Here is a 24,480-nt window from a genome sequence, read left to right on the forward strand (position 1 = left end):
GATGAACCTGACTGCTATCGCCGCCCGCTGCGTACAGCGGCTGAATGCGCCCGCGGTGCGCTGGCTGCTGCTGCTCGCGATTTGTACCGCCTATATTCAGGGCGGATTGGTCAAGGCGTTGAACGTTGAGGGCGCCATCGCCGAAATGACCCACTTCGGCCTGCAGCCGGCGGCGCTGTTCGCCGTGCTGGTGACGCTGCTGGAACTGGCGGCGTCGGCGCTGATCCTGAGCGGCTTTTATCGCTGGCTCGGCGCGTTGGCGCTGGCCGGTTTTACCCTGATGGCGACGCTGATGGCCAATCCGTTCTGGCAGTTCGACGGGGCGGAGCGCGGCCAGATGATGAACGGATTTTTTGAACACCTCGGGCTGGCCGGCGCGCTGTTGCTGGTGGCATTTAACGATTTGAAGGAGCGAACGGATGGCTGAACAGACGGAAAACAAGGCGACGGCGGGCGGCTTCGCGCCGCTGAAAATCCCATTATTTGCGGTGCTGTGGGGTGCCACGGTGCTCGGCAACGTCGGCAGCTTTATGCGTGACGTCGCCAGCTCGTGGCTGATCACCGACCTGTCGAGCAACCCTTCGGCGGTGGCGCTGATGCAGACCGCCGCTACGCTGCCGGTGTTCCTGCTGGCGATCCCGGCCGGGGTATTGTCGGACATCCTCGATCGGCGGCGCTTTCTGATCTTCGTGCAAATTCTGCTGGCCTGCGTCAGCGGCAGCCTGTTGCTGCTGTCGCAGACCGGCGCGCTGACGGTGGAATACCTGCTGGCGCTGACCTTCGTCGGCGGCATCGGCGCGGCGCTGATGGGGCCGACCTGGCAGGCGATCGTGCCGGAGCTGGTACCGCGCACCGAGCTGAAAAACGCCGTGGCGCTGAACTCGCTGGGCATCAACATCGCCCGTTCCATCGGCCCGGCGGCCGGCGGTCTGCTGTTGGCCAGCTTCGGCGCCGGCGCGGCCTACGGCGCGGACGTGATGAGCTATGTGCTGGTGATCGCGGCGCTGCTGTGGTGGAAGCGGCCGAAGGCCGAGGACAGCGGGCTGTCGGAGCATTTCTTCGGTGCCTTCCGCGCCGGCCTGCGTTATGCCCGCTCCAGCCGCGAGCTGCACGTGGTGCTGCTGCGGGCGGCGGTGTTCTTCGCCTTCTCCAGCTCGGTTTGGGCGCTGTTGCCGCTGGTGGCGCGCCGCATGCTGGGCGGCAGCGCCGGTTTCTACGGCGTTCTGCTGGGGGCGGTAGGCGCCGGGGCGATCCTTGGGGCTATTGTGCTGCCGCGTCTGCGCCAGCGGCTGAATGCCGACGGGCTGGTGTTGCTGGCGGCGGTGCTCACCGCCGTGGTGATGGCGGCCCTGTCGCTGGCGCCGCCGCAGTGGCTGGCGGTGGTGCTGCTGCTGGTGCTGGGCTCCGGCTGGATTATCGCGCTGACCACGCTTAACGGCGCGGCGCAGGGCGTGCTGCCCAACTGGGTGCGCGGCCGTGGTCTGGCCATTTACCTGATGGTGTTCAACGGCGCGATGGCGGCGGGCAGCCTGCTGTGGGGACTGGTGGCGCAGGAGCTGGGCGTGGCCGCCACGCTGCTGGTCGGCGGCGTCGGCCTGTTGGCGGCGGGGCTGCTGTTCCATCGCCTGCGTCTGCCGACCGGTGAGGCCGATCTGCAGCCGTCGAACCATTGGCCGGAGCCGTTGGTTAACACGCCGGTCGAGAACGATCGCGGCCCGGTGATGATTCAGGTGGAGTACCGCATTCGCGAGCAGGATCGGCCGCAGTTCTTGCGTACGCTGCTGATGCTGGAGCGGGCGCGCCGCCGCGATGGCGCTTACGCCTGGGGCATCACCGAGCACACCGGCGATCCGGAATGCATCATGGAGTGGTTCCTGGTGGAGTCCTGGGCGGAGCATCTGCGGCAGCACCAGCGGGTATCGCACGCCGATACCGATCTGCAGCAGGAGGCGCTGCGCTTCCATATCGGCCCTGAGAAACCGGTGGTGCATCACTTCCTGTCGCTCGACCGGCGTCAGGTGAAGCATTAACTGCACGGCCAGGTGGTGAGAAGGTGCTATGCTTTTGGTCGGTTCGGCGGCGCGGCCGCCGTAAGACGAATGTAGTCAGCACAGGGAGACACATTGATGACGGCACCTTCTGCTTTTGCCCGCGAGCTTGGGCTGCGCTATCCGATCGTTCAGGGGCCGATGAACGGCGCGTCGCCGCCGGCGCTGGCGGTGGCGGTGAGCAACGCCGGGGCGCTGGGATCGTGCGCGGCGGCGCTGTTTTCACCGGCGGTGATCCTCGAACGGGTGCAGCAGATCCGCGCGCAGACCGCCGCGCCGTTCAACATCAACCTGTTTCTGCTCGATGAGCAGCACCCGGATCTCGCCGAGCTCAAGCGCGCCCAGCACCTGCTGCGGCCGTTCCGCGAAGCGCTGGGGCTGAGTGAGCCGCCCATGCCGACCCAATTCGCCGAAAACAACCGCGACCAGATCGCGGCCCTGTTGGAGGCGGCGCCGCCGGTGGTCAGCTTCACCTTCGGCGTGCTGCCGCGCGCCACGGTCACGCAGTTCAAGAAGGCCGGCTCGCGGGTGATCGGCACCGCCACCACGGTGGCGGAAGCCCGCGCCTGGGAAGAGGCGGGCGCCGACTTCGTGTGCGTCTCGGGCGCGGAGGCGGGCGGCCACCGCCCGACCTTCCTCGGCGACATTGAGCAATCCTGCGTCGGCCTGATGGCCCTGCTGCCGCAGGTGGTGGCGGCGGTGAAGATCCCGGCGATCGCCGCAGGCGGCATCATGAACGGGCGCGGCATCGCAGCGGCGCAATTGCTGGGCGCGCAGGCGGCGCAGCTGGGCACCGCGTTCCTGTGCAGCCCGGAGTCGGGCATCGCCGAAGCCTGGCGGGCGGCGCTGCGCAACGCCGGCGATGACAGCACGCGCCTGACGCGCGCCTTCAGCGGCCGCCCGGCGCGCGGCATCGTCAATGATTTCATGCGGCAGATGCGCGCGGAAGAGGCGCAGATCCTGCCTTATCCGGTGCAGAACGCGCTCACCGGCGATATCCGCCAGGCGGCGGCCAAGGCCGGGCGCGGGGAGTTTATGTCGCTGTGGGCCGGGCAGGGCGTGGGCCTGGCGCGGCCGATGCCGGCGGCGGAGCTGGTCGCCACCCTGGCGGCGGAGCTGGAAGCGGTGTGAGCTCGTCTGCGCGATTTATTGCTGTGGCAATGTAAAAAGACGCCGGGGTGAGGCCTGAGAAGAGATGAACAGTCCGGCGTGAAGGCCGGACTGCGGGTTTGCCTTGGCTAGACGAGAATATCGGCGGAAGCGTCGACATGCCCAACGATTTTGACAAGGAAATCAGGTAATTGATTGCCGGAGAGATTGATGGCCAGATCGGTGACATTCTGCTGCGCGTCATAATTCAGCGCCGCTTCATACAACGAGCCGCTTAAACTATCCACGAAGTGCAGCTCGCTCCCGTCGGCCTTAGCCGTCTGGTTGAGCCACGACAGATCGATTTTATCCACCGCCGTCTGGAAATCGCGGATCCAATCCGGCGCGGCGGCTTGGCTGTCGCCGGCTTCGCGGAAGACGAAGGTGTCCGCGCCTGCATTGCCCCAGAGCTGATCGGCGCCGCCGGCACCGTAAATGATGTCGTTGCCTGCACCGCCTTTTAGCGTATTGTTCAGCGCGTTGCCCACTAAAATGTCTGCGCCGCTGCCGCCGATGATATTTTCAATCTGCGCGCCGTAGGCGATGGCGATATTTGCCTTCAAGCCGCCCACATCAGAGAATGCGCCTTCGTTAATGTTGATGCGCTGATCCTGGCTGTAGCCTGAAAAATCCAGCGTGTCATTGCCGCCGGCATCCCAGATAGCCGCCACGATTTTGTCCGTGGACGCCTTAACGCTCAAAAAGTCTCTGTCCGTATTCGAGTTGAAACCATAGGTGGTATCGCCGGTGCGCGTGGTGGTATTCGCGCCGTAAAGCTTCTGTATGGCGGTAATATCATCCAGCTGCGGCCCTGATGGCCAAACGCCTTTATAGTCAGCGCTGGTGTATTGTTCGTTAAAATAGCTCATCAAAGAATATTGATGGTCGTCTTCATAATACTTCGCCGAGTTGGCGTAGGTGGGGTAGGTGGCATTTGACGCATCATAATTGCCGGGATGAGAAAGCCCCAACGCATGCCCTATTTCATGAGTCAGCGTATCCCTGGCGTAGTTATTGGTTTGCGGATTGGAGGCGTCGTAGCCGTTATTGCCGCTGATCCAAATGGTGCTTTTGAGATTGCTCTGCGTACTTTCATACGAGGTGTAATTGCCCCCGCTGGCCGCCTTATAAAAACCAAACTTTATATCTGCATTTTTCGCGTCGTTGCCTTTAACCTCGGTGAACGTGATGTTGGCCACATCCGACCAGGATTGCAATGAAAGCTTGGTTTGGGCTTGCTGGGCGGCGGTAAGCTGCGCGGCGCCCGTCTTGTCGCTGTCGGTATAGACGGGGAAAGAGTAGGTCAAGGTAGCCGCATGGTCGGTCACGCCTTTGCCATTGGCGGAATAATGGCTCCTCAGCAGCAGATCTGAAACCTCTTGCGTGGTATATGACGGTTTACTGCTCCCCGCGTGATCGCCTCTTTCATAACGGGTTAAATAATCGGAAATCTTATCGGTCGCTAATGACATATCAAACTCCTTTGGACGTTGACAATATTGCACCTAACGCTCTATATGCTCGTACACAGGTTTGAAAATCAGGGGTAATTAATGTGATATCATTGGTTTGCCTCCTTGGTCTGGCTTGAATATTGCGTTCAAGCGGAATATATCCTTATCATTAATCACGGTGAGGAATTAATTGTGCACTGTGATTGAGTTAAAGCAGTATAAACACAATTATTTCATTAATGAGTTATTCTTATATGAATCTTTTACATAAGATATGCGTAAAAGGCGTGCTTAAATAACTAGGTGGAATTAAATTTTTATTTAATATTACACTGTAATTGGCTCGCGAAATTTACGTGATTGATTTATCTTTTTGCTTTTATTTAATTTTTATCTATGAATGGCGGCGAGTACCCGCCATTGCCGCAATGCATATGGGCGGCTACTCGCCGGCGCTCGTCATTAATTGAGTACGGGATTATTAAGGGCGTCCGCGTACACCGATTAACTTACCTGATACTTAAAAACTGTAGGTGCCCTGCGCCAGCACGAAGTTCATGTTTTTCAGCCCGGCATGTTGCTGCAGGCTGTTGCTGACGTCGAAGTAGACATAGGCCACCTTGAACTGAAGATCGCTGCGCGGTGTCCAGGTCGTTTCAACCTGATACTGGTTGCCGATAAAGCGCGAGCCCTGCGCGCTGCCCTTCACCGGGCGCATTGGCCCGAGGTAGAAGGCATCCTCGCGGCGTTGCCGCCACAACGCGTCCCAGCTGAAGTCGATGGCCAGGGTTTGCCACGGCATAATCGTGACCGAAGGATGGATGGCGATCAGGTTAGCCGGCGCCACCAGTCCGTTCTCGGTCAGGTAGGGCAGCTTGGGGTACATGGCGTTAAAGGTGTTGAGCTGCCCATCATGTCCGTTTTTATCGCCGCTGGCGATGCCAATCTTGCCGCCAAAGCGCGGCTGCCAGCGCCAGTCGTTGACCGTATAGCCGGCGTGCGCCGACGCCGACCAGGCGCGGATGTCGCGCTGTTCTGCGTTGCCGAACTGCCAGGCGGCCTCGTTGTCCCAGTCGAACCCCTGCGCCGTGCCGAAAATGCGCGCGCCGACGGTATAGCGGCGCTCTTGCCCGCTGAGCTGCGCGTAGTGGACGTCGTTATCCTCAAAGCCAAAGGTGTAGAGGTCGAGCGAGGAGGCCAGCGCGGTCAGCGGTGTGGTGCCGTACAGCCCCCACACCTTTTGGCTGTTGTCGGTATCGTCGTCGAAACTGCCGGTTTTGAGGGTGACGGGATGGCCGATAAAGGCGTCGAGGCGGTTTTTATCCTTGGCCCAGCTGGCGCGGATGGCGTCGAAAGAACGGCGCACGTTGGGGCCGTCGCGGGTGCCCAGCAGGTGCAGCGAGCCCAGCGCAATCTCCTGGCGGCCGATCCGCAGGGTGCCGAGGCCGTAGGCGGTGGGCAGTTTTAAGTCCACATAGCCCTGGCCGAGGTAGGCATGATCTTCGTCAGTCGGCTTGCGCCCGCGGTCGCGCGGGGTGGCCAGCGACGATCCCACCTGCACATAGGCGCCGACATAGTCGCCGTAGTCGAGGCGCGCGCCAACCAGCAAGCGCTGCATGAAAGTGTCGTCGCGTCCGCCGTTCAGATCCCGCTGATCCGTCCATTCATAGCGCTCGCGCAGTGAACCGTCGAAAGACAACGTGGCCGCATCGCCCAACGGGATGTTTTTCCAGGGGGAAGCGGCGGGCTCCGCCGCCAGCGCGGGGAGCGTGGAGAACAGCAACAGTGCGGGTAGCGTGCGTTTCATCATGGATATCCGAAGAAAAGAGCGCGCCGCAGCGCGCCTTGGGTTTATTTAGCCGTCTGGTGAATTTCGGCGATGTAGCCGCCGGGAAAACGCACCAGCGCCGAGGCGCGGCGTTCCGCCGCCGTCGAACGCCACAGCACCTGCGCGCCGCTGGCCGTCGCTTTGGCCAGCGTGGCCTGCAGATCGTCGACGCCATAGCCGGTGCGCTCATGGCCGAACGGATAAGGCAGATGCCCGTCGGTGACGAAAATGCGCGTTTTGCCGAAGCGGGAGTCCAGTTCGATCTGGCGGATCTTGCCGTTGCCGTTACGGCCGATCGCCGTGTCGCTGACCTGTTCGTCGCTCACGACCTTGCCGTGTGAGAACGCCTGGTAGCTTTTCAGGAAATCGTCGACGCGGTAGGCGGAGAGATACAGGCGGTTTTCCGGCACGCTCAGCAGCGGCTTGTAGTCAGGCGCCTTGGTGTGCCAATAGAGCTGCATGTTGACGCCGCCGGGCCACTGGATCACCGCGTCGCGGCCGATCGGATCGTCGAAAGGCGCAACCTGCACATCGGCGCCGGCGTCCCTGGCTTGCCGGATGGCGGCGTCCATATCCCTGACCAGAAAACCGTTGCGCTCGGCGCCGAACGGGTACGGGATCGGCGTTTTGAAATCGAACACCGAGAAGCTGCCGGCCGGCGTCAGTATCAGCTGGGAGTAAGTTTCGCTGGGGGTGGGCGTGACGTTGACCAGCACGCGTTCGGTACTGGTGCCGCCGAAGGTTTTCAGGATGCTGTCGACAAAGGCGTCCATCTTGCCGCGTTCGACGTAGACATGGGTGGTGTCATATTGCGGCCCCACGGCAAGAGGCGCCGTATCGGCCGCCCATGATACGGCAGGGAGCAGTAGCGCAAGGGCCGATATCCTCAGCCGACGAGAAGAAATGCCGATAATATGTTGCATGATGACCTCCAGGTAGCGGTTATTTTCCTGAGTGAAGCGTAATTCCCTATGAGCTTTCCCGTCGGCTGAAAAATAAAAACGAAAAACGCAATGTGCGTCGTGAAACATTAAATAAGGGCGATGTTCTGGCGCCTAAGCGAATATCGCGCAGGTGCAAAATATCTCTTTTTATGGGCGTGGAACGGTGGGGCGCCTTTGCCGGCTCAGCCCGCTATCGCTAAGGAATGGCGGTGGTCATGAGGCCCGCTTCGCCGCGTGTTGAGGTGAATCGAGGATAATCCATAACGGTGTTCTCCTAGATGGGATATATCGCATGAGCCAGCTGAGTTTACGGTCTTCATTGCCGTCTAAATATAAATACATCATTAAAAGAATTGCCGCCCATCAAATTTTTATATGACTTGTTGAGTAAATACGAATAAGCGGGGAAAGAGAATATCGCGGCGCCTGACAGGGCTGACGTGGAGCAGAGGTGGTGCTGATCTCAGGGGAAAAAACGGCCTGCCAAAGCAGGCCGTTGGGAGGACGTTACGCCAGATCGAAACGATCGAGCTTCATCACTTTGTTCCAGGCGGCGACGAAGTCGTGGGCGAACTTCTCCTGCGCGTCGGCGCTGCCGTAGACTTCGGCCAGCGCCCGCAGCTGCGCGTGCGAACCGAACACCAGATCGACGCGGGTGCCGGTCCACTTGACCGCGCCGCTGCGGCGATCGCGGCCTTCGAACAGGCCGTCTTCACCGATCGGGTGCCAGGTGGTGCCCATGTCGAGCAGGTTGACGAAGAAGTCGTTGGTCAGCGCCTGCGGCCGCTGGGTGAACACGCCGTGCTGCGTGCCGCCAACGTTGGCGCCGAGCACGCGCAGCCCGCCGACCAGCACCGTCATTTCCGGCGCGGTCAGGGTCAGCAGCTGCGCCTTGTCGACCAGCAGCGTTTCGGCCGGCACGCGGTATTTACCCTTCAGGAAGTTGCGGAATCCGTCGGCGAGCGGCTCCATCGCCTCGAAGGAGTCCACGTCGGTCTGTTCCTGCGAGGCGTCCATGCGGCCCGGGGCGAACGGCACCGTCAGGGTGAAACCGGCGTTCTTCGCCGCCTGTTCCACGCCCGCCGCGCCGGCCAGCACGATCAGATCCGCCAGCGAGACGCGCTTGCCGCCGGTCTGCGCGTCGTTGAAGGCGCGTTGGATGCTCTCCAGCTTGGCCAGCGTCGCGGCGAGTTGCGCAGGTTGGTTGACCGCCCAGTCCTTTTGCGGCGCCAGGCGAATGCGCGCGCCGTTGGCGCCGCCGCGTTTGTCGGAACCGCGGAAGCTGGAAGCGGAAGCCCAGGCGGTGGAGACCAGTACCGACACCGGCAGGCCGGAAGCCAGCACGGCGTTTTTCAGCGCGGCGATGTCCTGCTCGTCGATCAGCGGATGATCGACCGCCGGGATCGGATCCTGCCAAATCAGCTCTTCCTGCGGCACTTCCGGGCCGAGGTAGCGCGCGCGCGGCCCCATATCGCGGTGGGTCAGCTTGAACCAGGCGCGGGCGAAGGCGTCGGCCAACTCTTCCGGATGCTCATAGAAACGGCGCGAAATCTTCTCGTAGGCCGGATCGAAGCGCAGCGACAGGTCGGTGGTCAGCATGGTCGGGCGGCGTTTCTTGTTGGGATCGAAGGCGTCGGGAATGGTTTCGCCGATGTCTTTCGCCACCCACTGGTGCGCGCCGGCCGGGCTTTGGGTCAGCTCCCATTCGTATTCGAACAGGTGGCGGAAGAAGTCGTGGTTCCACTGGGTCGGGGTAGTGGTCCAGGTGACTTCCAGGCCGCTGGTGATGGCGTCTTTGCCAACGCCGGTGCCGAAGGTGCTGTGCCAGCCGAGGCCCTGCGACTCCAGCCCGGCGGCTTCCGGATCGGCGCCGACGTTAGACGCCGGGCCGGCGCCGTGGGTCTTGCCGAAGGTGTGGCCGCCGGCGATCAGCGCCACGGTTTCTTCGTCGTTCATCGCCATGCGGGCGAAGGTTTCACGGATGTCGCGTGCGGCGGCCACCGGATCGGGATTGCCGTCCGGGCCTTCCGGGTTGACGTAGATCAGGCCCATCTGCACTGCCGCCAGCGGGTCCTCCAGATCGCGGTCTCCCGAGTAACGGCTGTTTGGCCCGCCGCTCAGCTCCAGCCAGATCTTCTCAGAACCCCAGTAGACGTCGTCCGGCTCCCAGGTGTCGGCGCGGCCGCCGGCATAGCCGAAGGTTTTGAAGCCCATCGATTCCAGCGCCACGTTGCCGGTCAAGATAATCAGGTCTGCCCAGGAGAGGTTGCGGCCGTATTTCTGTTTGATTGGCCACAGCAGGCGACGCGCCTTGTCGAGGCTGACGTTGTCCGGCCAGCTGTTGAGCGGGGCGAAGCGCTGCTGGCCTTCGCCCGCGCCGCCGCGGCCGTCGCCGATGCGGTAGGTGCCGGCGCTGTGCCAGGCCATGCGGATGAACAGGCCGCCGTAGTGGCCGAAGTCTGCCGGCCACCATTCCTGCGAGTCGGTCATCAGGGCGTGCAGATCCTGTTTGACCGCCGCCAGATCGAGACTGTTGAAGGCATCGGCGTAGTTGAAGTCTTTATCCATCGGATCGGACAGGGGGGAATGTTGGTGCAGCGGTTTCAGGCTGAGCTGATTAGGCCACCAATCCTGATTGGTGGGGCCGTTCTGCGGTGCGGGCTGCTTGCCGCCCGAAAACGGGCATTTGCTTTCAGTTGTCATAATGCGCTCTCTGCTTCCATAAAGGTGCTCCAGCCGCCGGGCGTGGAGCGGTTAACAAGGCATGCGGGTAAGGCTTGCGTCGGGTGTTGCGCTAAATAACTGAACTCAATGGATTCGCATCGCCCCGGCCGCTAACGGGCAAAAGGCGACTCATGGCTAAGCTTAGTCAGCGGTGGCGGAGAGATAAAATAGGAATGAGTGAATATTGTGATAGCTTGCGGCGATTTATGGGTGTGTTATTGATAGTCAACACGCCGTGTTATCGGCGCCGCAGCATAACCTTGAGCACCGCGTCCGCCAGCTTGCCGAACGGCGCGCGCAGGAGGTCGGTAAAACGCCAGCGGCTCTGGATAAAGACGCCTTTGGCGTGGCTCAGCGCCCGAAATCCTTCGATGCCGTGACAGGCCCCCATGCCGCTGGGGCCGATGCCGCCGAACGGCAGATCGTCCTGGGCGAAATGCAGTAGGGTGGCGTTAACGCTGACGTTGCCGGAGGTGGTGCGCGCCAGCAGCCGGTCCCGATCCTCGCCCGGCGGACCGAAGTAGTAGAGCGCAAGCGGGCGCGGCCCGGCGTTGATAACGTCGATCGTTTCATCAAAGGCGGCGTAGGTGCACACCGGCAGCAGCGGCCCGAAGATCTCCTCTTGCATGATCCGGCTGTCGTCGGGGGCGCCGACGATAAGCGTAGGGGCCAGCGTGTTCGGCCGTTCAGACGCCGAGTCCGGGCGGTGGCCGACCGGATGGATTTGCGCGCCGCGCTCCTGTGCGTCGGCAAGCAGCGCTTGCAAGCGGTGGTAGTGCCTGTCGTTGATGATGGCGCCGTAGTCGTCGCCGGTTGGCCCGTCGGGATAAAAGCTTTTAACCGCCGCGTCATAGAGCGCCATGAAACTTGCCAGATCGTCCTGATGAACCAGCAGGTAATCGGGCGCGATACAGGTTTGGCCCGCGTTTGACAGCTTGCCGAACGCCACGCTCTTGACGTTTCTGGCGTTAACCGCGCCGCGCGCCATGACGGCGGGGCTTTTGCCGCCCAGTTCAAGCGTTAACGGCACCAGATGTTTGCCGGCCGCCTGCATGACCTGACGGCCGATCGCCGTGCTGCCGGTGAACACCAGATGGTCGAACGCCAGCTCGCTGAATTTGGCCCCGACGTCCGGCCCGCCGGTCACGACGGCGACCTCATCGACAGGAAAAAGCGCCGCCAGCATCGTTTCGATGAGGCGGCTGGTATGTGGCGTGAGCTCCGAAGGTTTCAGCATCACGCGGTTGCCGGCGGCCAGGGCGGTGGCCAGCGGGATGAAGGTCAACGAGAAGGGATAGTTCCACGGCGCCATGATGCCAATCACCCCCTTGGGCTGATATTGCACATAGGCGCGTGCGGCCTGATACGGCAGGGCGACGTGGCGGCGCTCCGGCTTCATGAAGCGTTTCAGGTTGCGCAGCAGGTAATCGATCGCCTGCACGGTGACCAGAATCTCCAGAATGTCGGTTTCGTAAGGCGAACGGTGGCCGAAGTCCGCGCTGACGGCCGCCGCCAGCGCGGCGCGCTGGGCCAGAATGGCGCTTCGCAAGCGGCGCAGAGCGGCCTTGCGCTGATCCCTCGTCGGCGCGCCGTCGCGCAGGAAGGCGTGGCGCTGGGCGGCAAGCCGTTGCTCCATCGTCGTGGCGGTGTCATCTCCTTGCACTTGAATACTCCTGATGCCGATCGCGTTACTGAGGGAAATACCGCTTGCCGGGCCACTATTGACCTTAAAGTGAACTTTAAACCTATACTCGTTAAACGATCAACGCAAGATCGTCGGCCAACCGGGATGAGGGAGCCAGAGATCCCGGCGCCGTGCGCAGTATAAACCTTCTTTTTTAACCATAGTGTAAATGGGAGAAACGACATGGGTTATGTAACGACCAGCGATGGCGTCGAGATTTTCTACAAGGATTGGGGCCCAAAAAACGGCAAGGTTATCTACTTCCACCACGGTTGGCCGCTGTCCAGCGATGACTGGGATGCCCAGATGCTGTTCTTCGTGAACCAAGGGTTCCGCGTGGTTGCGCACGATCGCCGCGGCCACGGCCGCTCCAGCCAGGTGTGGGAAGGGCACGACATGGATCATTACGCCGATGACGTCGCCGCGGTGGTAAAACACCTGGGCGTGCAGGGCGCCATGCACGTAGGCCACTCGACCGGCGGTGGCGAGGTGGTGCGCTATATCGTGCGCCACGGCGAGGACAAGGTGTCCAAAGCGGTGCTGATCAGCGCGGTGCCGCCGCTGATGGTGAAAACCGACGCCAATCCGCAGGGCACCCCAAAATCGGTATTCGATGATTTCCAGGCGCAGCTGGCCGCCAACCGGGCGCAGTTCTATTATGACGTGCCCGCAGGCCCGTTCTATGGCTATAACCGCCCGGGTGCCAAACCGTCGGAGGCGATTATCTGGAACTGGTGGCGGCAGGGCATGATGGGGGGCGCCAAGGCGCACTATGACGGCATCGTCGCCTTCTCGCAGACCGATTTCACCGAAGATCTCAAGAAGATTGCCATTCCGGTGCTGGTGATCCACGGCGATGACGACCAGGTGGTGCCTTATCAGGATTCCGGCGTGCTCTCGGCCAAGCTGGTGCAAAACGGCACGCTCCATACCTATAAGAGCGCGCCGCACGGCATCCCGACCACCCATGCCGATCAGGTCAACGCCGATCTGCTGGCGTTCGTGAACAGTTAAGCGCGAACAAGCACTTTTGCTCCGCCCTGAGTGGGTGGAGCTTTTTTCATTACGATGAGGAACGGAAATGCAAACGATCCTGGGCGCCAGTGGCCAGATCGCCCAAGAGCTGGCGCGTGAACTGAAGCGCGCGTACACCGATGATTTAAGATTGGTCAGCCGCAACCCGAAGAAGGTCAACGACAGCGATACGCTGGTCGCGGCCGACCTGCTCGATGCACAGCAGACCCTGGCGGCGGTGAAGGGCAGCGACGTGGTGTATTTCGCCGCCGGCCTGCCGCCGGATTCGGCGCTGTGGGAGCGGCAATTTCCGACCATGCTGCAGAATGCGTTGGACGCCAGCCGTACCGCGGGCGTGCCCTTTGTTTATTTCGACAATACTTACATGTATCCGCAGAACGGCGAGCCGCAGACGGAATCGACGCCGTTCTCGCCTCGGGGGCGCAAGGGACGGGTGCGCGCCCTGATGACCGAGAAGGTGCTCGACGAGATGGAGCGCAAGCAGATCCCCGTGCTGATCGGCCGTGCGCCCGAGTTTTATGGGCCGGGAAAAACGCAGAGCTTCACCAATGCGCTGATCGTCGACAGGCTGAAAGCGGGGGAAAAACCGCGCGTGCCGGTTCGCGACGACAGGCTGCGCACGCTGATCTGGACGCCCGACGCCAGCCGTGGGTTAGCCCGGCTCGGCAATACGCCCGACGCGTTCGGCCAGACGTGGCATCTCCCGTGCTGCGACGAGCGGCTCACCTATGCGCAGTTCGCCGCGTTGGCCTGCGAGGTGTTTGGGAAGGACATTTCATATTCCGTCATCGGCAAATGGGCGTTGATCGCCGCAGGGCTGGTTTCATCCGGAGCGCGTGAGATGCGCGAGCTGCTGCCGCGCTACGAGCACGACAACCTGTTCGACTCGACCAAGTTCAAGCAGCGCTTTCCCGACTTCGCCGTCACGACGTATCGCGCCGGGCTGGAAACGATTTGGCGGGAGTGGAAGAACGCGCAAGCGCCGCGTTAAGATGCCCGCCGCGCCAGGGCTAGCCATAGCGCGCTACGCTGGGCTGCCGGCCCACTCGAGCCATTAAGCGAGCCTCGCCCCTCACCGGGCGGGGCTTTTTATTGGCTGCGCGAAAGCGGATCACCAGTGATAGCTGATGCCCATATCGAGCTTGTCCGACGCATCGACGCCGGCCGCGTGCTGCGAAAGGTTATTGAATTCATAGTTAATAAACACCTGCATGTTGCTGTTGAGCAACCAGGTCACCCCCAGCTCCTCGTAGTTCAATAAGTCGGTGTTGCGGCCTGCCCGGGCCTGTATTAAACGGGTATAGCCGATGTTGGGCTGAATATGGTCCGTCAGCCGGTATTTGACGAGCGCTTCATAACTTGACGCCGAGCCGCGGTTAGCGGTTTGTTGTGGGCTGATGGCGTTGTCGCTTTGGGTGAACACGGCCGCAAGATAGATTTTTTTCGACGCATAGAGAACCCCTTCGGCCAGCGTATCGATGCGTCGGCGATAGCCGGCGGCGTGTTGCTGCCGCTGCGTGGTTTGAGACGCCGAGGCGGCGGCGATGAGGCTGAGCGTCGGCGTCAGCGCATAACGGAACGAAGCGCCGAAGCCGTTGCCGTTTTGTTTGCCCGGCGCTTGCCGATCGTCGCCGTCTTTGAACTGATATTGCAACGCGAGGGCGGCGCGCCGCTGAAACAGGCTGAAAGTTTGGCGGTAGGTGAGCAGGTTATGCGCCCGGCCGCGCATAAAGTTATCGATGTAGTTGTACGCCATTTCCCTAAACAGCGGGGAGCGATCGGTCAGGGCGGTCACATCATAAAGCACGCCCCAGTTGCGGCCGATATCGAGGCTGCCCAGGGTGGCGTTTTGCACGCCGATATAGGCGAGCCGGGTGCTGTTGCGAGTCGCGTCGGCGAAGCTGACGGTATATTCCCAGTGGGCGTAGGCCTGCCAGCGCGGCGCGATCTTTTTTTTGCCTATCAGGCCGAAATAGAGGTAGCTGCGGTCGCCGTCGTCGCGTTCGTTGTGGCCGCTGTAACGTCTGGCGATAATCGTGCCGTAGAAATTCAGGCTGTTTTGCTGCGATCCCGTCAACGACACGGCGAAGGCGCCGCGCGGCAACAGGGCCAGCAGGGGGAACAGCATGCCCGCCGAAAAATAACGAGGATTGCGTTTTATCATGATGGCACCGTCCCTGTGCGCGGCAAGCCCGTGAGCTTGCCGCCCTGGCGAAGTTTAAGCGTGCGTTTCGCGTTTAAAGTAGCTGACGATCCCCTGCGTGATGGCGGTGGCGATTTTATTTCGGAAGGCGGGGGTGCCGAGCAGCCTTTCTTCCTCAGGGTTGGTGATGAAAGAGGTTTCCACCAAGACGGAAGGAATATACGGGGACTTTAAGACCACGAAGGCCGCCTGTTCGGTATTTTTGGCATGCAAGTGATGGATGGGCGCAATATGCTGAATCAGGAGCGAGCCCAGCGCCAGGCTCTCTTTGATCGTTTCCGTCTGCTCCAAATCAAACAGTATCTTCTGCAAATAGCGGTCTTTCTTGATGACGTTGGGGCCGGCGAGATCGTCCGCCGCGTTTTCACTGTTCGATAAGTATTTCGCCATCGCGCTGCTGGCGCCTTTATTGGAAAGCGCAAAAACCGACGCGCCGCAGGCACTGGGGCAGGTAAAGCCGTCGGCGTGGATGGACATGAAAAGATCGGCGCCATGCCGGTGCGCGATCCCCACCCGATCGTACAGCGGAATAAAAACGTCGCTGTCGCGCGTCAGGCGGGCATCGATGCCGTGTCGATCAAGCTGTGCACGCACATTTCTGGCGATCTCCAGAACGACATGTTTTTCCAGCGAACCGGTGTGGCCAATGGCGCCGGAGTCGATGCCGCCATGACCGGGATCCAACATGACCAGGAATCGTTTTCGCGCCCCCTGAGGGCCGTTCTGCTTTTTGGGACGTGGCAGGCCGTGGGCGTGAGCCAGCGGGGAAACGGCGCCGTTCAGCGCCAGGGCCGCCAACCCTGCCAACATCATTCTGCGGCGAGATAACCGGGTGTTCAAAAGGTCCGTCTTAGCCATAAGGTTAACCAGCATAAAAGGAAAGGGTGTTTTTGTTATAACATAACAATTTCACGCGCCGGCGGGGTTGTCTGTTAGCGGCTGTTACTTTTAATGTCATTCCTTAAATTCACTGGTTTTTTATACTGCATTTATTTTGTTTATTGAATGTTTGTATTGATATTAATTTGTTTTGCATTTGTTAATTCTTATTTTGACACACTATTTAATCTAATATTTCAAATGAGATTTATTCTCCTCTTTAACTGATATGTTATAACGTAAATATTAAAACGGATAAAAAGCGGGGTCTTTGCCGCCGGCATGAAGCTACTCACGTTTTTGGAGCGTTAACATGACTTTTAAACACCAGGAAAAAGAGACACTAAATATATTCGCCGTTCTCGCGGTCTCGTTAAGCACGGTCATCGCCATGCTCGACAGTACCATCGCCAACGTGGCATTGCCGGTTATCGCCAAAGATTTCGGCGTTTCCGAATCGGCCTCCATCATGATTATTAATGCCTACCAGTTTGCCGTTGTCGCCTCTTTGATGCCCTTCGCGGCGCTGGGCCGCGCGGTGGGCAATAAAAAGATCTTTATAACCGGGGTGGTGCTGTTCGCTTTTTCATCCTTGGGCTGCGCGCTGTCCACGACGCTGTCGATGCTGACGGCATTCAGGGTGATACAGGGCTTCGGCGCGGCGGCGGTGCTCAGCGTCAATGCGGCGCTGATCAAGGAGATATACCCGGAAAGGCTGCTGGGGCGCGGTCTGGGGATTAATGTGATGGTGGTGTCGGTTTCCGCCGCCGCCGGGCCGTCCATCGCCTCGGCGATACTTTCTCAGACGAGCTGGAACTGGCTGTTTACCATCAATGTTCCCATCGCCTGCCTGTCGCTGCTGCTGAGCCTGATCTTCCTGGCCCCCCGCGAGCGGCGCAGCGTTGGATTCGACAGCGGCGGGGCTCTGTTGGTGTTTGTGCTGTTCATCGCTTTCTCGCTCAGCACGATGAGTATGACCACCCACCATCTGCCGGCGGCGGCGCTCAGCTTTGCGGTATTCGCCGGGCTGGCCGGGTGGCTGTACATCAATCAGAAAAGAAAGGCCAACGCTGCGCTGATCCCGATCGCGATGCTGCATAACCCGACGCTGTCATTGTCTTTGCTGATGTCGATGCTGTCTTACAGCACCCAGCTTTTGGCTTTTGTATCGCTGCCTTTCTATTTCCACAATGTCCTGCAAAGAAACGTGGTGGACATCGGTCTGCTGCTGACCGCCTGGCCGCTGGCCACCATGGCGTCTTCGCTGATTTCCGGCGATTTGGCCAAGAAATACGATCCCAATCTTGTTGCCCTCTCGGGCCTCGCCTGTCTGCTGGCAGGCATGCTGCTGATGGCCAATTTGCCCAGCGATCCGTCGAATGGGGCGATCGTATGGCGCGTGGCGCTGTGCGGCATCGGTTTCGGCCTTTTTCAATCACCGAACAACCTGCTGATCATGACCTCTGTGTCCCATGAAAACAGCAGCATCGCCAGCGGCCTGTTGGGCAGCTCCCGATTGATCGGGCAAATCGTCGGTTCGGCGTTAGTGGCGATTTTCTTCAATATGCGCGGCGCGCAAGCGACGAATATCAGTTTAATGGCGGGGGCGGCATTCTCGTTCCTTTCTCTGGTCGTGAGCTATATGCGCTTCAAGTCCGCCGTTACGTTAAAAACCAGCAAATAGAAGCACGAGGTTTCCCATGCGATTTATCCCATTAGTGCCGTTGGTTATCGGGATGGCGGCGTTTTCCCTTGCCGGCTGTACGACCTACCACGACGTGGCATTGCAACAAAAAGAGGCGGGGCTCAATAGCCCGTATTACCTGCTGCAGCCGCCGGTCTATGTCGGCGACCAGTTGAAATATGGCCTGAAGGACGGCAGCGGCGGCGAGCTGACGGTGGCGAAGGTTGAACCTAAAGACATCGTCGCCGACAGCGGAAAAATCATTCCCCTGGCAGAGCTTTCTTTCCTGCAACGAAAAGACCTTTCCACGGGAAAAACCGCCGCGTTGGTTGGCGGCGGCGCGGTAGCCACCACGGCAATCGTCTTTGTGGCCGGGATAACCATTATGGCAGCAGGCATCGCCGCGTCGGCCTAATACAGCCCATCGACGCGCGCCGCCGAGCGTGCGCGCAGGAGGCACCATGTGCGTAACAGTGAAATTTATCGCCACCGCGCTGCTGGCCCTATTTGCCTTGCCGACGGTGCCTTGCGCCGGCGCCAGCCTGCCGGCGGCGGCCGAGCCGTTGCAAAGCGCGGCGACGCAAACGCTGCCCGGCAGCTACCCGCGGATCGTCATCACCGGCAACTGCCCCTTCGGCGTGATCCTGGCGAACGAGGCGGCCTATCGGCACGTCGTCGGCGTGGGGCCCTGGGCGTTCATGCATGCCGATAGGCATGTGTTGAAGGACATGAAGCCGGATATCGGCAGGATCACGTCCGATTTCATCAATAAAGACTATCGGGTCAACATGGAGTCGTTAATGAATCTGCGGCCCGACATCATTTATTACTACGGCAAAAGCCAGGACGATCGGCTGGAAAGGGCGGGCGTGATGACGGTCGATCTGGACGCCGGCGGGAAGACCAAATACCAGCCGATGGTCACCCAGGTGTATTGGGAAAATACCTTCGCCGACACACTCGGCCTGCCGCGTACGCATAAATTCAAAGACGCCTGGGAAAAGACCCTGAAACAGATCCGCCCCTATGCCGCCGCCATCCGCGCGCAGCACGTCAGGGCGTTGTATCTCGAAGAAAGCGACGGCAGGCAGCTGAAGGTGAGCGGCCCGCATACCTACGGCGACACCTACCTGAAAATGGCCGGCATGGACAATGTCGCCGGGGATTTGCCGGTAAAAGGGGATGCCGGCAGGTACATCAACGTTTCGATGGAGCAGATCATGGCCTGGGATCCGGATGTGATTTTCGTGGTGTTCGGCAGCGCCAAAGCACTGCTGCGCGGGGGGATCCCCGGCCAGGCGTGGGAGACGCTCAGGGCGGTGAAAAACGGCAAGGTTTTCTCGACGCCGGTGGGCATTCACAACTGGGGGGGCCTGTCGGCGGAAACGTCACTGTTGCCGCTGTTTATGATCAACCGGTATGCCCCTGAAGACATTAGCGACAAAACGCTGCGGGAGGAGACGCGTCGCTATTATCAGACGATGTTCTCTTATGCGATCCCGGACCGGTTGCTGGATGAGGTGCTGGCGCAACGCTAGTGCCACGGTTGAATAGCGTGAGTTCGTTGGAGGAGCTTGGGGATGCCGGGCAGAGGAAAATATGTGGCGATCATGGCGGGATTGTTTATTTCGCTCTGTGTGGTCGCCTTCGCATCGCTGTTTGCCGGCCGCTACGCCTTGTCGGCCCATGATGTGGTGCAGATTTTATGGCAGGGGAACATGCCGGGGGAAAACCAGGCCCGCTACTCGGTGATTTTTAACCTGCGCGCGCCGCGGGTGGTGGCGGTGATGCTGGTGGGCGGTGGGTTGGCGGTCGCCGGTGCGACCTTTCAGGCGGTGCTGAAAAACGCGCTGGCCAGCCCGGACGTGCTGGGCACCTCTTCCGCCTCCGCCTTTGGCGCTGCGCTGGGCATTTTGTTGAGTTTGCCTTTTGCCCTGAGTTCCCTGCTGTCGTTTCTTTTCGGCGTGGTGAGCTTGCTGCTGGTGCTGGGCATCTGCCGCCTCAAACGCCGGCAGGATGCACTCACCACGATTTTGTCCGGCATGATTATCGCGTCGCTGTTTATCGCGTTTGTCTCGGTCATAAAATATGTCGCCGATCCGCAGGATACCTTGCCGGCGATCGTCTTCTGGCTGATGGGCAGCTTCGCTTCGGTAGCGAAAGCGCAGGTTTATTGGCTGATCCCGCTGTTTGCGGCGTGTTACCTGACTATCTACCGGCTCAGGTGGAACATGAACATTCTCTCGCTGGGAGACGACGAGGCGCGCATCGCCGGCCTGAATCCGCCTCGGCTGAAGATCCTGTTGCTGATCGCCGCCTCTTTGCTGGTTTCCGCCTCGGTGAGCTTGGCCGGCGTGGTGGGGTGGGTCGGCTTGGTGATCCCGCATTTGGTGAGAAGCGTGTTGGGGTATAACCACGGCCGCCTGATCCCCGCTTCGGCGCTGAGCGGGGCGCTGTTTTTGCTGGTGATCGACAATATCGCCAGAGGGGCCACCTATGCTGAAATCCCGATCGGCATCCTGACCGCGCTGATCGGCGCGCCGCTTTTCGCTCTCCTTTTTATTACGAGCAGCAAACATGATCACAGTTAACCAGCTGACCCTGGGTTTCAAGGGGCGAGAACCCCTTCTCGACAACGTCAGTTTTCATCTGGCGCGGGGCGAGATCCTCAGCGTGCTCGGGCCGAACGGCGCCGGTAAAACCACGTTGCTGAGACACATCGCGGGCCTGTGCCGGCCCCTGTCTGGCGGGTGCAAGATCGGCCTGGTCGACAATCGGCCCGCCCGGTTGGCCTATGTGCCGCAGGCGAAAACGCCGCATTTCGCTTATGGGGTACTCGATTTTGTCACTTTCGGCTGTGCCCGCCAGGCGGGGTGGTTCGCCAGGCCGCGGCGGCAAGATGTCGCCAAGGCGCAGGCGGTGTTGCATGCGCTGGAGATCGCGCCGCTGGCGCAGAAAAATATCAACCAGATCAGCGGCGGGGAACTGCAGATGTGTTATTTCGCCAAGGCGCTGGCGGCGGACCCCGACGTCATGATCCTCGACGAACCGGAGTCGAACCTGGATTTTTACAATCAGGCTAAAATGATCGAGATGCTCTGGCGCCTCGCCAAAGAGCGGCAGATGACGATCGTGCTGAATACGCATTTTCTGCATTATGCCGACCGCATCTCCGACAAGTGCCTGCTGATGAACCAGCGACAGTGCATGTTTGGCGATAAAAACGCCTTGCTGCAAGAGGATATCCTGGAGCGTTACTTCCAGGTACCGGTGAGAAAGTGCCGGTACGAATATGCCGGCGTCAGCGAAGAAACGTTCATTGTCGCGCTACCGCACCCCGCTTGAGCGCCGCCAGCGCGAGGGTGATTGAGGGATATCCCTCATTGCGGCCCCGCCGGCGGTTATTTAAGCTGAAAGAGAAATGCAACGGTGAATATGGAGATAATCATGACTGATTCAGTATCCAACGATCGTAATCCCACCCCGGATGTGGCGGAAGACAACGCATTCTTCCCATCGCCTTACTCCCTCAGCCAGTACACCTCGTCCAAAACCGACTTCACGGGTGCCAGCTACCCGAACGCCTATCGCGGCGGCAAGTGGAAGGTGCTGATGATCGCCTCGCAGGAGCGTTACCTGCTGATGCAAAACGGCAAGTTCTTCTCCACCGGCAACCATCCGGTCGAGATGCTGCTGCCGATGTATCACCTGGATCTCGCCGGTTTCGAGATCGACATCGCCACGCCGTCCGGCGATCCGGTGAAGCTGGAGATGTGGGCGTTCCCGCATGAAGATGAAGCGGTCAAGGCCACCTACGAGAAGTACCGCAGCCAACTCAAGCAGCCGAAAAAGTTGACGGAAGTGGTGAAGGATCTGGATGGCGGCAACTACCTCGGCGTTTTCATTCCCGGCGGCCACGGCGTGCTCAATGATATCCCGTTCAGCGAAGAGGTGAAAAAGACCCTGCACTGGGCGCATGACCACGATCGCTACGTGATTTCGCTGTGCCACGGGCCGGCCGGTTTGCTGGCGGCGGGCATCGGCGAGAACAAAGAGGATTTCCTCTATCGTGGCTATGAGATGTGCGTGTTCCCGGACTCGCTCGATACCGGCGCCAACATCGACATCGGCTATATTCCCGGTCCGATGCCCTGGCTGGTGGGCGAACGCCTGCGCGAGCGGGGCGTGAAGATCGTCAACGCCGACATCACCGGCAAGGTGCATAAAGATCGGCGCCTGCTGACCGGCGACAGCCCGTTGGCTTCCAACAACCTCGGCAAACTGGCGGCAGAGACGCTGCTGGCCGACGTCGCCACGCGATGAGCGACGAGATCGCGCAGCACGCTTTCCAGACGGCGCTGGCGATGGACCACGAGCGAACCCTGTCCGCCATTCAGGGGCGGGTTCGCGCCTTTGCCGCGCCGTTCGGCTTCGATCGCTTTGTGCTGTTTTCCGCTTCCGCCACGGCGGAAGCGGGGATCGAGCATATCTATTGGGTCGAAGGCGACTGGTTCGGCGACGGCGAGGCGGTCGATGCGCTGACCTACGTGCGGCACTGCCCGGTGACCCGGCACATGCTGCGGGCCAGCGAGCCGTTCTTCTGGACCAAAACCCGGGCGCAGCAGGGCGAGCGCTACCGGGTTGTGCGCACGCCGCGCGGCGCCGGTCTGCACGGCGTGCAGATCCCGGTGTTCGGCCCCGCCGGCCTGGAGGGCGCCGTCAGCCTGGGGGGCGAGCGCATCGACACCTCGCCGCCGGTGCGGCTGGCGCTGTCGCTCGTGGGTTCGGCGGCCTTTCTGGCGGCGCGGCGGCTGTTCGAACCGGCAGCCGGTGAGGGGGGGAGCCGGCTGTCGGCGCGCGAGCGCGAAGTGCTGAGCTGGACCGCCATTGGCCGGCGGCAGGCGGATATCGCCGCGATGCTCGGCCTGTCTGAACGCACGGTGGAAAACCACCTGCGCCGCATTCGCCAACGCCTTGGCGCCGCCACCACCGCGCAGGCGATCGGCGTGGCGATCCGCCTGGGGGAGATCGCCCCCGAGCGCCGTTAGCCCGTCGCCATTTGCTGCAGCAACCATTCGCGCAGCGCAATGATATCGGGGCGCTGCGCGGTCTCTTCGGTGGCCACCAGATAGTAGTTGGCGCCGGGTAACGACATCTCGAACGGCGCGGCCAGCACGCCGCGCTGCAACAAATCGCGCGCCAGCAGCCGGCTGGCGATCACCACCCCCTGGCCCGCCACCGCCGCCTGCAGCGCATGGGTTTCGTCGCTGAAGGTCAGCCCGGCTTCCACGTTCAACCCTTCCGGCCCGTAGCGCCGTCGCCAGTTTTCCCAGGTCGGCGCATCGGCGGGCACCTGCCGATGTTCCACGTGAAACAGCGTTACCCGCTGCAAATCCTCGATGCGCTCCAGCGCCAGGGCCGGGCTGGCCACCACGATAAAACGATCCTCATGCAGCAAGGTGCAGTGCAGATCGCTTTCCGGTGTTTCGCGGTAGCGGATGGCGACGTCCACGGTGCGCTGGCTGAGATCGACCCGCTCGACGCTGGTGTGCAGGCGCAGATCGATGGCGGGAAACTCCACCTTGAAATCGGCCAGGCGCGGCACCAGCCAGTGGGTGAGAAAATTGGAGGTGGTGGTGACGGTCAGCGCCGGCGGATGCTGGGCGCGGGTGATTTGGGCGACGGACTGCTCCAGCGCGGCGAAGGCGCGCTGGGTGCCGGCATACAGGATCTCGCCGGTCTCGGTCAGGCTGACGCCCTGCGCGCTGCGCTCGCACACCCGGCATTCCAGCACCGACTCCAGCAGCTTGATCTGGTGGCTGACTGCCGTCGCGCTGACGCCCAGCGCTTCGGCGGCATGTTTAAAGCTGCGGCAGCCGGCCACGGCGTGGAAGGCGCGCAGCGCGCCCAGCGGCGGCAAACGGGTTTTTCTCATGGCTGAATTATTCTCATCCAAGGCTGAAAACTATGAGTTTGTCTGAGCGATTATACAAGAGATAGGCTACTGACATGTGAACAGGGAAATGAATTTATTTCATCATTTCCATCATGTCGGGAGTGAACGATGAGCCTTTATATCAACAACGGTGCCCTGGGCGCCATGGCACACACGGGAGCGGCGGCGAGCGCCCTGGCGCTCAGCGTGCCGGCCGCGGCAGGCGCCTTGCTGCTGAAGACCGAAAATCTGCTGGGCATCGGCGCGACCCTGATGCTGCTAACGGCATTGGCGCTGGCGTTTCTCGGCGGCGCCGCACTGGCCCGTCTACGGCCGCTGCGGAACCGGCCTGCGCTGGCGATTCTTCGCTACGGCTTTTTACTGGCAGCGGTGGGGTGGCTATTGACGCTGCTGATGCTGTTCGGCGGCCATGATTGGCCGGCCCTGCTGCTGGGCATCGCCCTCGGCGGCCTGGGGCAGGGCGTCGCCTACCGCACGGCAGTGGGGGAGAAAGCGGCGTTCGCCGTGGCGTGCAGGCTGACGACGGTGGTGACTATCGTGGCCGTAGTGATTGCCGCTTCGCTGGTGCAAACCTATGCCGCGCCGGGGATAAAGGGAGCCTGTTTCGCGCTGGCGTTGCTTGTCGACCTGGCGCTGCTGGGGGCATTGATGGCGCGGGTTGCGGAGCGGGATGGGGCCTGAGACATTGCGGAGGGATAAAGGCCTGCCTGGGGGCGGGCCTTTTGGTGCTTGTGGAGATTGTTGAGTAGGTGATCCGCCGGGGCAGTTTTGTGCCAGGAGCGGACACCGTAAAAACCAAGCATATTGATTACTTAGCGGCAGTTCAGAATCACGAAAAGCACATTAAAGATTGGCACGAGGTATCAGTAGAGCTTACAGTTGCTGCCATAAT

At 61.0% G+C, this 24,480-nt stretch carries 21 protein-coding genes; 13 read left to right on the forward strand and 8 right to left on the reverse strand.

The window, feature by feature from the left end:
* The first annotated feature begins 1 nt into the window (after position 1).
* From N6G83_RS01850 to N6G83_RS01860, 3 genes are all read left to right on the forward strand, one after another.
* On the forward strand, positions 2-427 hold the full coding sequence (locus tag N6G83_RS01850) for a DoxX family protein (RefSeq protein WP_049209251.1): 426 nt from the start codon (positions 2-4) through the stop codon (positions 425-427).
* Positions 420-2,030 carry an MFS transporter gene (locus N6G83_RS01855; RefSeq protein WP_260514466.1) on the forward strand — a complete coding sequence of 537 codons (1,611 nt, stop codon included), beginning with the start codon at positions 420-422 and terminating at the stop codon, positions 2,028-2,030. Before N6G83_RS01850 ends, N6G83_RS01855 begins: the two co-directional genes overlap by 8 nt.
* Before the next feature lie 96 nt (positions 2,031-2,126).
* Positions 2,127-3,179 carry a nitronate monooxygenase family protein gene (locus N6G83_RS01860; RefSeq protein WP_142590222.1) on the forward strand — a complete coding sequence of 351 codons (1,053 nt, stop codon included), beginning with the start codon at positions 2,127-2,129 and terminating at the stop codon, positions 3,177-3,179.
* Between the two features lie 107 nt (positions 3,180-3,286).
* On the opposite strand, the gene N6G83_RS01865 is transcribed toward N6G83_RS01860, so the two are convergent.
* The 5 genes from N6G83_RS01865 to N6G83_RS01885 form a co-directional block, all read right to left on the reverse strand.
* Positions 3,287-4,669 carry a serralysin family metalloprotease gene (locus N6G83_RS01865; protein WP_089181109.1) on the reverse strand — a complete coding sequence of 461 codons (1,383 nt, stop codon included), beginning with the start codon at positions 4,667-4,669 and terminating at the stop codon, positions 3,287-3,289.
* Between the two features lie 502 nt (positions 4,670-5,171).
* Positions 5,172-6,461, reverse strand: a complete 1,290-nt coding sequence (locus N6G83_RS01870) for an alginate export family protein (RefSeq protein WP_260514472.1) — start codon at positions 6,459-6,461, stop codon at positions 5,172-5,174.
* A 41-nt stretch (positions 6,462-6,502) separates the two neighbouring features.
* Positions 6,503-7,402, reverse strand: coding sequence for a glyoxalase/bleomycin resistance/dioxygenase family protein (locus tag N6G83_RS01875; RefSeq protein ID WP_025303477.1), 900 nt, complete (start codon positions 7,400-7,402; stop codon positions 6,503-6,505).
* Between the two features lie 528 nt (positions 7,403-7,930).
* The gene (katG, locus tag N6G83_RS01880; protein ID WP_260514480.1) at positions 7,931-10,126 is read right to left on the reverse strand and encodes a catalase/peroxidase HPI; all 2,196 of its coding nucleotides are present in this window, start codon (positions 10,124-10,126) and stop codon (positions 7,931-7,933) included.
* Positions 10,127-10,385: 259 nt separating this feature from the next.
* Positions 10,386-11,810 (reverse strand): coniferyl aldehyde dehydrogenase, encoded by a 1,425-nt coding sequence (locus N6G83_RS01885; protein WP_260514481.1) that lies wholly within the window; start codon positions 11,808-11,810, stop codon positions 10,386-10,388.
* A gap of 204 nt (positions 11,811-12,014) precedes the next feature.
* Between N6G83_RS01885 and N6G83_RS01890 the strand changes: the two genes are divergently transcribed.
* Both N6G83_RS01890 and N6G83_RS01895 read left to right on the forward strand, forming a co-directional pair.
* A complete protein-coding gene (locus N6G83_RS01890; RefSeq protein ID WP_260514482.1) occupies positions 12,015-12,845 on the forward strand; it encodes an alpha/beta fold hydrolase in 831 nt (276 codons plus the stop codon).
* Between the two features lie 67 nt (positions 12,846-12,912).
* The gene (locus tag N6G83_RS01895; RefSeq protein WP_260514487.1) at positions 12,913-13,857 is read left to right on the forward strand and encodes an NAD-dependent epimerase/dehydratase family protein; all 945 of its coding nucleotides are present in this window, start codon (positions 12,913-12,915) and stop codon (positions 13,855-13,857) included.
* Between the two features lie 120 nt (positions 13,858-13,977).
* On the opposite strand, the gene N6G83_RS01900 is transcribed toward N6G83_RS01895, so the two are convergent.
* Together N6G83_RS01900 and amiA are read right to left on the reverse strand one after the other, a co-directional pair.
* On the reverse strand, positions 13,978-15,030 hold the full coding sequence (locus N6G83_RS01900; RefSeq protein WP_260514488.1) for a porin: 1,053 nt from the start codon (positions 15,028-15,030) through the stop codon (positions 13,978-13,980).
* A gap of 54 nt (positions 15,031-15,084) precedes the next feature.
* Positions 15,085-15,927, reverse strand: coding sequence for an N-acetylmuramoyl-L-alanine amidase AmiA (gene amiA, locus N6G83_RS01905; RefSeq protein ID WP_260514492.1), 843 nt, complete (start codon positions 15,925-15,927; stop codon positions 15,085-15,087).
* 334 nt (positions 15,928-16,261) lie between these two features.
* On the opposite strand from amiA, the gene N6G83_RS01910 reads away from it, so the two are divergent.
* The 7 genes from N6G83_RS01910 (at position 16,262) to N6G83_RS01940 (ending at position 22,680) form a co-directional block, all read left to right on the forward strand.
* Entirely contained in the window at positions 16,262-17,632 is a 1,371-nt protein-coding gene (locus N6G83_RS01910) for an MFS transporter (protein WP_260514497.1), read from the forward strand.
* A gap of 16 nt (positions 17,633-17,648) precedes the next feature.
* Entirely contained in the window at positions 17,649-18,047 is a 399-nt protein-coding gene (locus tag N6G83_RS01915; protein ID WP_025303469.1) for a hypothetical protein, read from the forward strand.
* Positions 18,048-18,093: 46 nt separating this feature from the next.
* A complete protein-coding gene (locus tag N6G83_RS01920) occupies positions 18,094-19,170 on the forward strand; it encodes an ABC transporter substrate-binding protein (protein WP_212637287.1) in 1,077 nt (358 codons plus the stop codon).
* Positions 19,171-19,212: 42 nt separating this feature from the next.
* Complete coding sequence (locus N6G83_RS01925) at positions 19,213-20,223, forward strand: FecCD family ABC transporter permease (RefSeq protein WP_043143129.1); 1,011 nt, start codon at positions 19,213-19,215, stop codon at positions 20,221-20,223.
* Positions 20,210-20,977, forward strand: coding sequence for an ABC transporter ATP-binding protein (locus tag N6G83_RS01930; protein ID WP_043143131.1), 768 nt, complete (start codon positions 20,210-20,212; stop codon positions 20,975-20,977). The genes N6G83_RS01925 and N6G83_RS01930 overlap by 14 nt, the downstream gene beginning before the upstream one ends.
* A 102-nt stretch (positions 20,978-21,079) precedes the next feature.
* On the forward strand, positions 21,080-21,955 hold the full coding sequence (gene hchA / locus N6G83_RS01935) for a glyoxalase III HchA (protein WP_043143133.1): 876 nt from the start codon (positions 21,080-21,082) through the stop codon (positions 21,953-21,955).
* Positions 21,952-22,680, forward strand: coding sequence for a PA1136 family autoinducer-binding transcriptional regulator (locus N6G83_RS01940; protein WP_260514504.1), 729 nt, complete (start codon positions 21,952-21,954; stop codon positions 22,678-22,680). Before hchA ends, N6G83_RS01940 begins: the two co-directional genes overlap by 4 nt.
* Here the strand turns inward: N6G83_RS01940 and N6G83_RS01945 are convergent.
* A complete protein-coding gene (locus N6G83_RS01945; RefSeq protein WP_197824107.1) occupies positions 22,677-23,567 on the reverse strand; it encodes a LysR substrate-binding domain-containing protein in 891 nt (296 codons plus the stop codon). The two genes, N6G83_RS01940 and N6G83_RS01945, sit on opposite strands and share 4 nt — an antisense overlap.
* Before the next feature lie 129 nt (positions 23,568-23,696).
* On the opposite strand from N6G83_RS01945, the gene N6G83_RS01950 reads away from it, so the two are divergent.
* On the forward strand, positions 23,697-24,269 hold the full coding sequence (locus tag N6G83_RS01950; protein ID WP_197824106.1) for a hypothetical protein: 573 nt from the start codon (positions 23,697-23,699) through the stop codon (positions 24,267-24,269).
* Positions 24,270-24,480 lie beyond the last annotated feature (211 nt).

The organism is Serratia sp. PL7 (assembly GCF_945957435.1).